Below are 13,783 nucleotides of genomic sequence, written 5' to 3' on the forward strand. Positions count from 1 at the left end.
TTGCAACTAAAAATTAGCGCCTCTAGGGTGTGGAGCATGAACACGCCACACACCCTGATCTTGCTTCGCCAACATGCCTGCCTACGTCTGGTCAGCCCCCGACTATGCCGGTGAGCCTCCAACGCATTAAAACCCGTTTGAAGCCACCGGCCGATCATCGGCGCTAGCCAACAAGAGAACTCGACATGACCATGCTCAAACACCCGTCCAAGAAGTACCGCGCATTCACCCCGGTGCAACTTCCCGACCGCACCTGGCCGGACCAGATCATCGATAAAGCGCCTATCTGGTTGTCCACCGACCTGCGCGATGGCAACCAGTCGCTGATCGAGCCGATGGATGCCGAAAAGAAAATGCGGTTCTTCAAGTGCTTGGTAGACGTTGGCGTAAAGGAAATAGAAGTCGGCTTTCCCTCGGCATCGCAGACCGACTTCGATTTCGTCCGTGAGCTGATCGAAGGCGGTCATATCCCGGATGACGTCACGATCCAGGTACTCACCCAAGCCCGGGACGACCTGATCGAACGCACGTTCGAGTCGCTCCGTGGCGCGAAGAAAGCAATCGTTCATTACTACAACGCCTGCGCTCCAAGCTTTCGCAAGATCGTTTTCAATCAGGACAAAGCCGGCGTCAAAGCGATTGCCGTTGCCGCAGGCACTACGATCAAGCGGCTCGCCGACGCCTCCCCTGATACACAATGGGGCTTCGAGTATTCGCCAGAGGTATTTAGCAGCACCGAGACCGATTTCGCGGTCGAGGTCTGCAATGCCGTCATTGACGTGTTCCAGCCGACTACCGCGAACAAGTTGATCCTGAACCTGCCCGCCACGATCGAGTGTGCGACGCCGAACAACTACGCCGACCAGATCGAGTGGTTCGCCCGTCACATCGACAAGCGTGACAGCGTGCTGATCAGCGTGCATACCCACAATGACCGCGGCACCGGCGTTGCCGCCTCCGAACTTGCCGTCATGGCCGGCGCGGATCGCGTCGAGGGCTGCCTGTTCGGCAACGGTGAACGGACCGGTAACGTGTGCCTGGTAACGCTCGCGCTCAACCTCTATACGCAGGGTATCGACCCGGGCCTGGATTTTTCCGATATTGACGCCGTGCGCAAAGTGGTCGAGGAGTGCAATCAGATTCCCGTTCACCCCCGTCATCCCTATGTCGGTGACCTCGTCCATACTGCGTTTTCCGGCTCGCACCAGGACGCCATCCGTAAGGGCTTCGCCCAGCGCAAAGAAGGCGAATTCTGGGAAGTACCGTACTTGCCGATCGACCCCGCCGATATTGGCCGCGATTATGAGGCCGTCATCCGCGTTAACAGCCAATCCGGCAAAGGCGGTATCAGCTTCCTCCTCGAGCAGGAATATGGCATCAGCTTGCCGCGTCGTATGCAGATCGAATTCAGCCAGGTCGTGCAGCGTGAAACGGACCGTTTGGGTCTGGAAATGACCGCCAAGCAGATCCATAGCCTGCTGCAAACTGAATACATCGAGGCGGACCAACCGTACGCGCTGCGTAGCCACCGCCTGCACGAGGAAAACGGTACGAGCACCGTCGACCTGGAAGTCGTGTTCGAAGGCCAGAACCAGCATTGGCACGGTACGGGAAAAGGCCCACTGGAGGCATTGGTCTCGGCGCTGCCGGTCAAGGCGGAGATCATGGATTACCATGAACACGCCATCGGCGCCGGCTCCAATGCAAAAGCGGCGTCCTATATCGAGCTTCGCCTAGAGGGCGAACGCCCATTGCACGGCATCGGGATCGACGAAAACATCACGACCGCCAGCTTCCGCGCCCTGATAAGCGCCCTCAACCGTGCGGTCAATCAAGCCCAAACCAAGGCTGCTTGATTAGGGCCGGCGTTATGGTGACAAACACCGTAGCGCCGGGCAGCTGCTGTAGAACCCGCTTTCTGTAGGAGCCAGCTTGCTGGCGATCAGGGCCAATACGGTTAAGTAGACGGATCGCCAGCTTGCTGGCTCCTACAAAAAAGCGAATGGCGTTGATTTTGGAAGGGTCACCCCCCTGATAAAAACGCGCATTCCACCTCGTAAGGTATGATCTCGGCCCGCAAAGACGCGACCGAAACTCCCGATACCTGAGAGCCGCATGTTCCGCTTCACCTTCCTACTACTCCTTATCCTCCCATCGCTGTCGTTTGCCGACGCTCCCCGGACCTTTTCCGAAGCCAAGAAGATCGGTTGGAAGCTGTATGCAGACCAACCCGTAGAATTCTATTGCGGCTGCCGCTATACCGGCAACAAGGTCGACCTGCGTTCCTGCGGCTACAAACCCCGGAAAAACCCAAAGCGCGCTGCGCGCGTGGAATGGGAACACGTCGTCTCCGCGTGGCAGATCGGCCATCAGCGCCGGTGCTGGCAGAATGGCGGACGGGCCAACTGCGCCAAAAACGACGCGCGTTATCGACTTGCGGAAGCGGATCTGCACAATCTTGTGCCGGCCATTGGCGAGGTGAATGCCGACCGCAGCAATTTCTCCTTTGGCTGGTCGCCGGAGAAGCCGACGCAATACGGCGCCTGCCAGACCGTGGTCGACTTCAAGGGCCGCACCGTCATGCCACGCCAAGAAATCCGCGGGTTCGTCGCGAGAACGCATTTCTACATGAGCAAGCGCTACGGGTTACGGCTGTCCGCCCAGGACCGCAAGCTTTACGAGGTCTGGGCGAAGGCCTATCCCGCGCAACGCTGGGAGGTCGCGCGCAACGAGCGCATCGCCTGTATCACCGGCCAAGCTAATGAATTCGTCAGCCGGGTCAATGTGCGGCAGTGCCGATAGACCATCGCCTTCAGACACGTCTCATACCGCGCAAAGCCGCCCAGCGGCTTCACGCAACGTGTCCTCGCGCTTGGCGAAACAAAAACGCACAAGACGTAGATGCTCGGGTGGGGACTCGTAGAACACCGAGATAGGAATAGCCGCAACGCCGTGCTCGCGCGCCAGCCACTCGCACATCTGCACGTCATCGAGATCAGGACGTATCGCCGAATAGTCCGCCATCTGGAAATAGGTACCCGCGGCCGGGGTGAACCGGAAACGTGATCGCGTCAGGAGGTCACAGAACAGATCTCGTTTGCCCTGATAGAAGGCAGGAAGTTCGACCAGGTGTTCGGGGTGCGCTGCCATGAAATCCGCGAAGGCGTACTGCAGCGGAGTCACACCACAAAAGCTCACGTACTGATGGACTTTGCGCAGCTCGGCGGTCAATCCAGGCGGTGCGACGACGTAGCCTGTCTTCCACCCGGTGACATGGTAGGTCTTGCCAAAGGAGCTGACGACGAACGCCCGTGGGTACAACGCCTCATGCGCCAACACGCTGACATGGGGCTGACCGTCGAATACGAGGTGCTCGTAGACCTCGTCACTGATGAGATAAATATCGCGCCCGGACAATAAGGCCGCCAAGCGATCGAGATCATCACGGGACACTAGAGCGCCGCTCGGATTATGCGGCGTGTTGAGAATGACGAGTCGGGTCTTTTCAGTGATCGCGGCTTCGAGTCGATCCCAGTCGAATGAAAAGGACGGCGCCTCAAGCGGCACATGAACGCACCTTCCGCCGGCGAGCGTAACGGCAGGCTCGTAACTGTCGTAGCACGGATCGAAGACGATTACCTCGTCGTTTTGGCGCACTACCGCCTGTACCGCGCAGAAGATCCCTTGCGTGGCACCCGGTGTGACGGTGATCTCAGCGCCTGCACACACTGCACGGCCGTAGCACCGAGCGATCTTCTCGGCAATTTGTTCGCGAAGCGCCGCAACACCAATCATGGGGGCATATTGATTGTCCCCTTCTGCGATATGCCGGCAGACTGCGTCGCGGAGCGCTTGAGGCCCATCGAAATCTGGAAATCCCTGGGACAGATTGACCGCACCAGTTTCCGCCGCGAGCCCTGACATGGTGGTAAAGATCGTCGTACCGACGTTCGGCAATTTACTGGTAATCATGATCAGGCCGTCGACTCGCGTTTGTTTCATCCGGCGAAAAGCATACCGAACGCACGCTGGCCTTTCGAGCAGACGAACGATCCGGCATGCGCGTTGCCTCTATCAAGCGCGCGTTCAAAACAGCGCGCGCGATGTCTCGATGGCACTAACGCGTTGGCGCACCTATCCCGCCAAGGCGAGGTAACCTATCCTGAGCAATCACTGCATTATTTGGAGCGCAGGTTTTTTTCATGACAGCCCCTTCCTTCAACTCGTCCGCCTGGCAAGACATCCGTACCGATGCCGAGCATGCGATCGTCGCCGAACCCGCGCTGACAGAGCTGCTCCGGAACGCGATTTTGGTCCACGGCGATCTCGGCTCCGCGCTGGCCTACAGGATCGGTCGCAACTTGGCCAATACACCGGAGCAGGCGCAGACCTTGGCTGAACGGTTCGTTGTCATCCACCGCAACGCGCCGGAATTGGCTAACAAAGGATGGGCGGATCTCACTGCGACGACGACCCGGGACCCAGCCTTCAATTCGATGCTGGAAGTTTTCCTGTTTTCCAAGGGCTTCATCGCGTTGCAGGCGTACCGCATTGCGCACCATCTGCACAGCGAGGGTAACCGCCTACTGGCAATGTTCATTCAGTCACGCTGCAATGAGCGTCTGGCGATCGATATCAACCCCGCCAGCCGTATCGGCGAAGGCATCATGTTCGATCACGGCACGGGGATCGTGATCGGCGAGACCGCCGTCATCGAGGATGACGTGTCGATTCTCCAAGGCGTTACGCTCGGCGGAACGGGAAAGGAATGCGGCGATCGTCATCCCAAGGTTCGTCGGGGCGTGATGATCGGTGCGGGTGCCAAGATCCTAGGGAATATCGAAATTGGCGAAGGCGCCAAGGTCGGCGCAGGCAGTGTCGTACTCGAAGCGGTGGAACCGCATACGACGGCGGTCGGCAACCCGGCGCGTCGTGCAGGTAAACCCCGTCACCTGCAGCCCGCACTCGATATGGACCAGTCCTTCGACGAAAACTGATCAAGCCCGGTAGACCGCTCGGTGGGTTACGCCTGCGGCTAACCCACCTTTACGGATAAGCCTTAGCGCTTGTCCCTCCGCTTCTTCTCAGCTTTCTTGTGGTGGCTCATGAGCCGCCGCTTTTTGTTCACCTGGCGCTCGGTCAACTTGTTCTTACGCCCCTCGTAGGGGTTATCGCCGCCTTTGTACTCGATACGGATGGGCGTACCGACCAGCTTCAGCACTCGGCGGTAGGTGTTTTCCAGGTAACGCGTGTAGGACTTGGGTACCGCATCCACCTGATTACCGTGAATCACGATCAGCGGAGGGTTCGCTCCGCCCAGGTGCGCATAGCGCAACTTGATACGACGACCGTTCACCATCGGTGGCTGGTGTTCCTGAATGGCGTCTTCAAGGATCTGCGTCAGCCGGCTGGTCGGCCAACGCGTGATGGCCGAGCGGAAGGAGTCTTGGACCGACTTGTACAGGTGACCGACACCGGTCCCGTGCTTGGCGGAAATGAAATGAATATCGGCGAAATCAACGAAGAACAACCGACGCTCGAGCTCGGTCTTCACGTAATCCCGCTGGCCCGGCTCCATGCCATCCCACTTGTTGAGCGCAATGACCAGCGCTCGGCCGGTTTCGAGTACGAAACCAAGCAGATTCAAGTCATGGTCGACGACGCCTTCCTTCGCATCCATCACGAAGATCACGACGTTCGCGTCTTGGATCGCCTGCAGTGTCTTGACGACAGAAAACTTTTCGACCGCTTCGAAGATCTTTCCGCGCCGACGAACACCGGCGGTGTCGATCAGAGTGTAGTGCTCTTCGTCACGCTCGAATGGAATGTAGATGCTGTCGCGCGTCGTACCGGCCTGGTCATAGACGATGACACGCTCTTCACCGAGCATCCGATTAACGAGTGTGGACTTGCCGACGTTAGGCCGTCCAATGATCGCAATCTTGATGCCGTCGGCTTCACTAGGGCCGGGTATGCGGGCAAGTTCTTCACCTTCCGGTACGTCTTCGACAGCGTCGGACTCTTCGCTGTTGTCATCCTTCGGGAAGGCACCCAACGCTTCTTCCAGCATCTGACTGACACCACGGCCGTGAGCAGCCGCGATCGGCAGCGCATCGCCAAGGCCCAACACGCTGAACTCCGCGCGCGCGATATCGGGATCGACCGTATCGACTTTGTTAGCAATCAGAAAGCACCGTTTGTTGCGACGACGCAGGTGCTCCGCAATCATTTGATCCGACGCGGTCAGCCCCGCCCGCGAATCCACCAAGAACAGCACAGCATCCGCTTCTTCGATGGCCTGGAGAGACTGCTCCGCCATTTTGGCATCGATGCCCTCTTCATCCCCGGAAATGCCGCCGGTATCAATGACGATATAGGTACGCCCCTGCCACTTGGCTTCGCCGTATTGACGATCTCGCGTCAGGCCGGCGAACTCGGCAACGATGGCGTCACGCGTTCTCGTCAGACGATTGAAGAGTGTCGACTTACCGACGTTGGGGCGGCCCACCAGGGCGATAACGGGAACCATAGGGCTCCTCCAGCTGGAATCCAGGAAACACAAAGGCCGCTGCAAGAGCAGCGGCCGTACATTTGGACGTCATCGCTGCTTGCTGGCAACGATGACGAAGTGATCAACGAATCGTATACGCGACCAGATTACCGCCGTTGCCATAGGCATACAGCCAATCGCCAACAACGATCGGGCGTGCTCGCAGCCCGTGGCGATCAACTCGCGCACGCCCCACGAAACGACCGTCTACCTGGCTAAGCAAGTGCAGGTAACCTTCGAAGTCACCGACAGCGACGTAACTCGAGAATACCGCGGGCGCAGAAAGTTGACGGCGAGCAAGCTCCTCGTTACTCCAAAGCGCCGACGTCGATGCCTCGTCGATGCCTTCGACCTTGCCACCCGCATCACTTAGATAGATGCTGCCGTAGCCTTGAGCAGGTGTGTTGTAGCTGGACGCCTCGCGCTGCCACTGAATCCGGCCTGTCGTAAGGTCCAGGGCTGCCAGACGTCCTTGATAGCTGACGACGTAGAGGGTATTGCCCGACTGGAGCAAGTCGCCGTCGATATCGACCATACGCTCCAACTCGGAACGCCCGGTCGGCACGGCAATCGTTTGCTCCCAGACGGGCAAACCCCGTTGTGTATCGAGCGCAATCACCCGGCCAGAGGAAAGCCCAGCAATGACCAACTGATTGGTTACAACCGGCGAACTCGTGCCACGAAGCGTCAACACGGCAGGCGTGTTAGCAAAGATCCAGCGCTGATTACCTGTAGCGGCGTCCAGCGCGACGAGCTGGTCATCCTGCGTCTGCACGACCACGACATCGCCATTGCTGACGGGCGCAGAAAGCACCTCGCTAGTGACACGCTTGCGCCACACTTCTTCGCCGCTGGATTCGTCCAACGCGATGACGTCACCCCGCAACGTGCCGACCAACACGAGACCATACCCAACACCGACTCCGCCGGAGACAGGCACATCCAAATCCTTGCGCCAGTTGACCGAACCCGAGGTGCGGTCCATGGACATCACTCGGCCTTCGATGTCGGACGCGAAAATATTCGCGCCGTCCACTGCGGGCGTCAGCATGTTGTACGTATCGCCCTGGCCTTCGCCGATGGAACGACTCCACTGCTCATCCAGCTGCACTTCAGGCTGGAATTTTGGCAGCTCGGCGGGTGGCAATTCTTTCGTATTGCTGCTGCAGCCAACGACCAATGCCGCCAGCGCGCAGAGCGCGAAGTTCTTGAAACGCATCACGTCACGCATCCCCTTTCGCCAAATCATCGAGCTTCATCTGTAAGCCACCCACTGCAGCCTCGTCGACCAACGCATCCTTGGCCTTCTGGTAAGCAGCATGCGCATCATCGGTACGGTTAAGGCGAACGAGCAGGTCGCCCTTGAGCTCTTCTCGACCCGCCACGAAGGCCTTGGGTGCAGCGCCATCGAGTACCTTCAGCGCGTCCTCGTGTTTACCCTGGGCACTCAGCACACGGGCCAAACGTTGGCGCGCTAGCTCACCGAGTTCCTCATTCGCGGGTTTATCCACCACCGCCTGCAACTCGGTCGCCGCGTCCTCTAGCTTGTTCTCGTCCAACGCGACCTTGGCCATGAACAGAGCGCCATATTGCGCGTAAGGCGTGCCGGCGTATTGATCCTTGAGCTCAGCGCCCAACGCACTCACCTTCGCGACATCGACCTTGCCCGCAGGCGTCAGTGCAGCTTCCACCAACTGCTGATAAACGAAAGACGCACCTTGCTCTTGGTTCATCTTGTGTTTCTGCCACGCCTGCCACCCGGTGACCGCAGCAAGGGCAACTATAGCGCCGAAAACCAGCGGCTTGCCGTTACGCTGCCACCACTCTTTCGCCTGCGCGAGCTGATCGTCTTCCATCTGCACTACTCCTGCGAAGTTCTCAAGCCTGCTCAATGCAGGTGGCGAGATGCGCAGCTAGCGCATCCCAACCTATTGTCTGTTGCTCACGGTCGTCGCGCAGCGGCTTGCAGCCGACCACACGCTGCGCCAATTCGTCGTCTCCCAGGATGAGCGCGTAGACCGCGCCGCTCTTGTCGGCTTTCTTGAACTGGCTCTTAAAGCTGCCGCTGCCGGAATTGACCAGCAGTCGCAACCCAGGAACTTCGTTTCTCAGCGATTCCGCCAATGCCATCGCCGCACGCTCGGCCTCTTCGCCGAAAGCACAAAGATAAGCGTGCGCGGGCGCGTTCAGTGCCTCAGGCACCCGCTCAAGCGTTTCCAGCAAGAGCACCAGACGCTCGACGCCCATGGCGAAGCCGACACCCGGAGTAGGTTTGCCGCCAAACTGGCTGATCAGACCATCATAACGACCACCGGCGCAGACCGTTCCCTGGGCGCCGAGCTTGTCGGTTACCCACTCGAAAACAGTACGGCCGTAATAATCCAAGCCCCGAACGAGCTTGGGATTGATCTCGTACGTGATGCCCATGGCATCCAGCCGCGCCTTGAGACCTTCGAAGTGCGCGCGGGAGTCATCGTCGAGGTAATCCGCCAGCGTCGGTGCATCTGCGAGCAACGCCTGCGTCATCGCGTTCTTGCTGTCGAGAATTCGCAGCGGGTTGGTCTTCAAGCGCCGCTGGCTGTCCTCATCGAGTGCGTCGAAATGCTTTTCTAGATACGCGACCAGGGCGTCGCGATAAACGCCGCGCGCCTCGCTCGAGCCCAGGCTGTTCAACTGCAGCGTGACCGAATCGCCTAGACCCAGCGCCTTCCACAGTCGCCAGGTCAAGGCGATCAGCTCGGCATCGATATCCGGGCCGGGCAGATTGAACACTTCTACACCGATCTGGTGAAACTGCCGATAGCGGCCTTTTTGCGGCTTTTCGTAGCGGAACATCGGGCCCGTGTACCACAACTTCTGAACCTGACCACCGCCGGTCAAGCCATGCTCGAGCACAGCCCGCACAGTGCCTGCCGTCCCCTCGGGGCGCAGAGTAAGGGACTCGTCGTTACGGTCGCGAAAGGTATACATCTCCTTATCGACGACATCGGTACCCTCACCGATCCCACGCGCGAACAGCTCGGTGAACTCAAGAATGGGAAGACGGATTTCGCGATACCCGTACGCGTCGAGCAACGATGCAAACGTTGACTCCAGATAACGCCATGTTGGCGTTTGCTCGGGCAGAATGTCGTTCATGCCGCGGATGGCTTGCAGCGTCTTGCTCACATTGGATCCTTATCAACCGCGGGCGATCAACGCCGCGTCGGCTTCGGTCTTTTCGGCCGCCTTGCGGCGAATGAGCTGTTCGAGCTCATCCACCAGATTGTCGTTATTCAATTTCGACGCAGGCTTGCCATCGACGTACACCAGGTTATTCGGTGTTCCGCCAGTCAAACCTACGTGCGCTTCCTTCGCTTCACCTGGCCCATTCACGACGCAACCGATTACGGCAACGTCCATCGGAACCAACAGATCTTCAAGCCGACCTTCGAGTTCGTTCATCGTCTTCACCACGTCGAAGTTCTGCCGGGAACAACTTGGACATGCGATGAAGTTGATACCGCGTGAACGCAGGCGTAGCGATTTCAGAATGTCGAATCCGACCTTGATTTCTTCGACCGGGTCCGCCGCGAGCGAGATACGGATGGTGTCCCCAATCCCTTCCGCCAGCAGCATGCCAAGCCCTACCGCGGACTTGACCGTACCAGAGCGGAGCCCGCCAGCCTCAGTAATGCCGAGATGCAACGGCTGCTCGATCTGCTTGGCGAGCAGACGATACGCGGCCACTGCCATGAACACATCACTGGCCTTCACGCTGACCTTGTAGTCCTGGAAGTCCAGCCGATCGAGGTGGTCGACATGACGCATCGCAGACTCGAGAAGCGCTTCGGGCGTAGGTTCGCCGTACTTCTTCTGTAGGTCCTTTTCCAAGGAGCCAGCGTTCACGCCGATGCGTATAGGAATGTTCTTGTCACGTGCAGCATCTACGACGGCGCGAACGCGATCTTCGCGACCGATATTGCCGGGGTTGATACGCAGGCAATCCACGCCGAGCTCCGCTACGCGCAACGCGATCTTGTAGTCGAAATGGATGTCGGCCACCAGCGGCAGATTCACCCGCTGCTTGATACGTCCAAACGCCTCGGCAGCATCCATATCGGGCACCGAAACGCGCACGATGTCTGCACCGGCCTGTTCGAGCCTGGCGATTTGCGCAACCGTGGCATCAACGTCACAGGTTTCCGTGTTGGTCATGCTTTGCACTGCAATTGGCGCATCGCCGCCCACCGGAACCGAGCCGACCCAGATCTTCCGCGAGGTCCGTCTTTTGATTGGAGATTCGGAATGCATAAGCGCCTTATTGCCCCAATGTGAGGGTTGCGGTTTCGCCACGAGCTCGTGACATCACGTCTACCGATTCACCGTTGTACGTGACCTCGGCACCACGGGCATAACCTAGCCTGACGGAGAGCGGCGCCTTGCCGGAAACGTCCAACGTGTCGCCTTTGCGCTGTAAACGACTGGAAAGCACCTTGCGGTCCGCATCCATGACTTGCGTCCAGCAATCTGCGGTAAACACGATCTTCACTGAACCCTGTCCGGGAACGGCCGCAGCAGCGGGCGCCGTTGCAGGCGCCGACGGTGCCGCTGTAGGCGACGTCGTAACGGGCGCTTGTTGCGTGTTCGACGTCGCGGCTGGGGGCGCAACGGGATTCGGTACTGTGGTATCCGCAGGAGGCGACGCGGCAGGAGCACTTTGCGAATTTGGGGGAGCCTCTGCTTCCGCATCGGTGTCGTTCACATCGGCACCGGTGGTAGCTGGCACATCAGCTGGAATTTGCGCGTCGGCCACTGCTTGGTCTTCCGGCTCATCGAGCGTGTGGATTTCCGTCGTGCCGTCGGCACCGTCTACTTCCACTTGCTCCATTCCAACCCGTTCGGCCGCCTGGCGAGCAATACCACTGCCCTGCTCTTGCCACCAGAAAAAGCCGATGACACCCAGAAGTACCAACAAGGCGAAGCAAACCAAACGCAGCAGGTTTTGGGACAGCCGGCTCGGCTCTTCAATACGGCCCAGGCTATGAACAGCCGAACCACTGGCATTGGTGCCGGTGAATTGGTCGAACTCACGGACGATTTCAGTCTGGTCCAAGCCAAGAAATTTTGCATACGCCCGAACGTACCCGCGCGCGAAGGTGTGCCCAGGCAAACGGTCGAAAGCGCCTGTTTCGATGTGCTGAAGGGACGTTTCGGTCAGGTTCAGCTGGCGGGCGGCATCCGCGCAGGATAGCCCTCGGGCCTCGCGCGCGTTGCGCAATGACTCACCTGGATTGCGGCTACCCGCAAGCGTGTCGGTCTGCGCCGGTTTCATCGTTGCTCCGAAAGATATTTCTGATACTCCGGCGAGCCGGGGTAAAGTCGTTTGAGCTGCAGGCCGTAGCTGGCCGCGGTATCACGATCCTCAAAAATCTTGGCCAGTCGGATACCCAGCAGAAGGCTGCTCGCGGTCTGCTGAGTCGACATCTGGCTATAGCGGTCGTAATAGCTTCGCGCGGGGACGTATTCACGGTCCTCATAGGAAAGCTGCGCCATCTCGAGCAGTGCCCGTGGTTGTTGACGGTTCAAGCGCAACGAGCGGGAGAAGTGCTCTTTTGCAAGATCCCGGTTGCCTAGCGCAAGCGCTGCAATACCCATGTTCTCGAAAACCCGGGAACGCTCGCCATAGAGCGCGTCTTGGGACGCCTGCTCGAACCGTTGGTACGCCTCCTGATAGCGCTTCTGCTCATAGAGGAAGCTGCCGTAGTTGTTCAGGATTCGTGCATCCTTCGGCCGTGACGACAATGCCTCACGGTAATGCTTGTCCGCTAGGGTCGGCTCCGCTTCCGTTTGGAAGACTAGCGCCAACGCCGTATGCGCATCGGCGTTGCTAGGGTCCAACTTCAGGGCTTCGGACAGCGGCCCCTTGGCGCGCTCAGTGTAGCCCTTCTGCAAGTAGCCAATGCCTAGCTGAATATAGGCATCTCGCGCGCCACTACGCCCTTTCTGCGTATCCATGGGGTCGACTTGACCCGACGTCACGCACGCAGACAAAACGATGGGTAGCAATAGAACGAGCGCGACGCGCAATTTCATGAAACCCTCCCTTTCAGTTGCTGCCAGCCTGGCGACCCTGCGAGTCCTCGGCTAGCTGGCGCACCGCGATATACCGTTCGCTACGACGCGTCCGATCCATGACCTGCCCAACCAACTGGCCACATGCAGCGTCAATATCCTCGCCGCGCGTGGTACGGACCGTCACGTTATGGCCGGCTTTGTGCAACAGGTCCTGGAACCTGCGAATGGCATTGTTGCTCGGTCGTTCGTAGCCGGAAAAAGGAAAGGGATTAAACGGAATCAAATTGATTTTGCAAGGAATTTTCGCAAGAAGTGCAATCATCTGCTCGGCATGGACGGGTTGATCGTTCACATCCTTGAGCAGGGTGTACTCGATCGTCAACACGCGCTTCTCACCCAGACGAGAGATATAGCGCTTACAGGCTTCAAGCACGACCGCCAACGGGTATTTGCGGTTGATCGGAACGAGCTTGTTACGCAATTCGTCATTCGGCGCATGCAGTGACAACGCCAACGAAACATCGATATCGCCACCCAGGCGATCGATCATCGGCGCCACACCCGATGTCGACAACGTCACCTTGCGCTTGGAAATGCCGTAGCCGAGATCATCCATCATGATGTTCATCGCTGCGACGACATTGTCGTAATTCAAGAGCGGCTCACCCATACCCATCATCACGACATTGGTAATGGCGCGATCGATCTTGGCAGGTACGGTACCGAACGATTTGTTAGCAATCCAGACCTGCCCGATGACCTCGGCAGCCGTCAGATCGCTGTTGAAACCTTGTTTGCCGGTCGAGCAAAAGCTGCAGTCAAGCGCACAACCTGCCTGCGAGGACACACACAGCGTGCCCCGCCCTCCCTGAGGGATGTAGACGGTCTCTACGCAACTACCGGACGCCACGCGCACCACCCATTTACGGGTGCCATCGCTGGAGATGTCTTCGCTGACCACTTCCGGGCTTCGAATCTCGGAGCAGGCCTTGAGCTTTTCGCGCAACGCCTTGCCAACGTTACTCATGGCATCGAAATCATCGACGCCAAAGTGGTGAATCCACTTCATGACCTGACCGGCACGGAAACGCTTTTCTCCGATCGATTCGAAGAATTGCTCCATCTGGCGCTGAGTGAGCCCCAGGAGGTTGGTCTTGTCGGCTGTCTGTGTCATGG

At 58.7% G+C, this 13,783-nt stretch carries 12 protein-coding genes; 3 read left to right on the forward strand and 9 right to left on the reverse strand.

Annotated elements, in window-relative coordinates; all coding sequences use genetic code 11:
• Window positions 1-185 precede the first annotated feature (185 nt).
• Together leuA and IEY47_RS08815 are read left to right on the forward strand one after the other, a co-directional pair.
• Window positions 186-1,856 carry a 2-isopropylmalate synthase gene (leuA, locus tag IEY47_RS08810; RefSeq protein ID WP_188982826.1) on the forward strand — a complete coding sequence of 557 codons (1,671 nt, stop codon included), beginning with the start codon at window positions 186-188 and terminating at the stop codon, window positions 1,854-1,856.
• Window positions 1,857-2,115: 259 nt separating this feature from the next.
• A complete protein-coding gene (locus IEY47_RS08815; protein WP_188982827.1) occupies window positions 2,116-2,802 on the forward strand; it encodes an endonuclease in 687 nt (228 codons plus the stop codon).
• Between the two features lie 21 nt (window positions 2,803-2,823).
• On the opposite strand, the gene IEY47_RS08820 is transcribed toward IEY47_RS08815, so the two are convergent.
• Window positions 2,824-3,972, reverse strand: coding sequence for a pyridoxal phosphate-dependent aminotransferase (locus IEY47_RS08820; protein WP_188982828.1), 1,149 nt, complete (start codon window positions 3,970-3,972; stop codon window positions 2,824-2,826).
• Between the two features lie 230 nt (window positions 3,973-4,202).
• Between IEY47_RS08820 and cysE the strand changes: the two genes are divergently transcribed.
• Entirely contained in the window at window positions 4,203-4,997 is a 795-nt protein-coding gene (gene cysE, locus IEY47_RS08825; protein WP_188982829.1) for a serine O-acetyltransferase, read from the forward strand.
• A gap of 62 nt (window positions 4,998-5,059) precedes the next feature.
• Here cysE and der read toward each other — a convergent pair whose 3' ends face one another.
• The 8 genes from der to rlmN all read right to left on the reverse strand — a co-directional run bounded on the left by der (window position 5,060) and on the right by rlmN (window position 13,781).
• Window positions 5,060-6,529, reverse strand: coding sequence for a ribosome biogenesis GTPase Der (der, locus tag IEY47_RS08830; RefSeq protein WP_188982830.1), 1,470 nt, complete (start codon window positions 6,527-6,529; stop codon window positions 5,060-5,062).
• A gap of 103 nt (window positions 6,530-6,632) precedes the next feature.
• A complete protein-coding gene (bamB, locus tag IEY47_RS08835; protein ID WP_188982831.1) occupies window positions 6,633-7,781 on the reverse strand; it encodes an outer membrane protein assembly factor BamB in 1,149 nt (382 codons plus the stop codon).
• The gene (locus IEY47_RS08840) at window positions 7,774-8,406 is read right to left on the reverse strand and encodes a tetratricopeptide repeat protein (RefSeq protein ID WP_188982832.1); all 633 of its coding nucleotides are present in this window, start codon (window positions 8,404-8,406) and stop codon (window positions 7,774-7,776) included. Before IEY47_RS08840 ends, bamB begins: the two co-directional genes overlap by 8 nt.
• Before the next feature lie 22 nt (window positions 8,407-8,428).
• Window positions 8,429-9,718 (reverse strand): histidine--tRNA ligase, encoded by a 1,290-nt coding sequence (hisS, locus tag IEY47_RS08845; protein ID WP_188982833.1) that lies wholly within the window; start codon window positions 9,716-9,718, stop codon window positions 8,429-8,431.
• A gap of 12 nt (window positions 9,719-9,730) precedes the next feature.
• A complete protein-coding gene (gene ispG / locus IEY47_RS08850) occupies window positions 9,731-10,843 on the reverse strand; it encodes a flavodoxin-dependent (E)-4-hydroxy-3-methylbut-2-enyl-diphosphate synthase (RefSeq protein ID WP_188982834.1) in 1,113 nt (370 codons plus the stop codon).
• Window positions 10,844-10,850: 7 nt separating this feature from the next.
• A complete protein-coding gene (locus tag IEY47_RS08855; RefSeq protein ID WP_188982835.1) occupies window positions 10,851-11,864 on the reverse strand; it encodes a RodZ domain-containing protein in 1,014 nt (337 codons plus the stop codon).
• Window positions 11,861-12,625: a type IV pilus biogenesis/stability protein PilW gene (gene pilW, locus IEY47_RS08860; RefSeq protein ID WP_188982836.1), complete on the reverse strand. Its 765-nt coding sequence runs from the start codon at window positions 12,623-12,625 to the stop codon at window positions 11,861-11,863. Before pilW ends, IEY47_RS08855 begins: the two co-directional genes overlap by 4 nt.
• A gap of 13 nt (window positions 12,626-12,638) precedes the next feature.
• Window positions 12,639-13,781 (reverse strand): dual-specificity RNA methyltransferase RlmN, encoded by a 1,143-nt coding sequence (gene rlmN, locus IEY47_RS08865; RefSeq protein WP_188982837.1) that lies wholly within the window; start codon window positions 13,779-13,781, stop codon window positions 12,639-12,641.
• Window positions 13,782-13,783: the final 2 nt, after the last annotated feature.

Origin of the sequence: Pseudomonas matsuisoli (genome assembly GCF_014647635.1) — a bacterium.
Lineage (GTDB): Bacteria > Pseudomonadota > Gammaproteobacteria > Pseudomonadales > Pseudomonadaceae > Pseudomonas_P > Pseudomonas_P matsuisoli.

Excerpts from the sequence above, each read along its gene's own strand:
- IEY47_RS08820 (WP_188982828.1), bottom strand. The coding sequence starts at position 3,972 with ATGATTACCAGTAAATTGCCGAACGTCGGTACGACGATCTTTACCACC.
- bamB (WP_188982831.1), bottom strand. The coding sequence starts at position 7,781 with ATGCGTGACGTGATGCGTTTCAAGAACTTCGCGCTCTGCGCGCTGGCG.
- pilW (WP_188982836.1), bottom strand. The coding sequence starts at position 12,625 with ATGAAATTGCGCGTCGCGCTCGTTCTATTGCTACCCATCGTTTTGTCT.
- cysE (WP_188982829.1), top strand. The coding sequence starts at position 4,203 with ATGACAGCCCCTTCCTTCAACTCGTCCGCCTGGCAAGACATCCGTACC.
- leuA (WP_188982826.1), top strand. The coding sequence starts at position 186 with ATGACCATGCTCAAACACCCGTCCAAGAAGTACCGCGCATTCACCCCG.
- der (WP_188982830.1), bottom strand. The coding sequence starts at position 6,529 with ATGGTTCCCGTTATCGCCCTGGTGGGCCGCCCCAACGTCGGTAAGTCG.
- IEY47_RS08840 (WP_188982832.1), bottom strand. The coding sequence starts at position 8,406 with ATGGAAGACGATCAGCTCGCGCAGGCGAAAGAGTGGTGGCAGCGTAAC.
- rlmN (WP_188982837.1), bottom strand. The coding sequence starts at position 13,781 with ATGACACAGACAGCCGACAAGACCAACCTCCTGGGGCTCACTCAGCGC.
- IEY47_RS08815 (WP_188982827.1), top strand. The coding sequence starts at position 2,116 with ATGTTCCGCTTCACCTTCCTACTACTCCTTATCCTCCCATCGCTGTCG.
- ispG (WP_188982834.1), bottom strand. The coding sequence starts at position 10,843 with ATGCATTCCGAATCTCCAATCAAAAGACGGACCTCGCGGAAGATCTGG.
- IEY47_RS08855 (WP_188982835.1), bottom strand. The coding sequence starts at position 11,864 with ATGAAACCGGCGCAGACCGACACGCTTGCGGGTAGCCGCAATCCAGGT.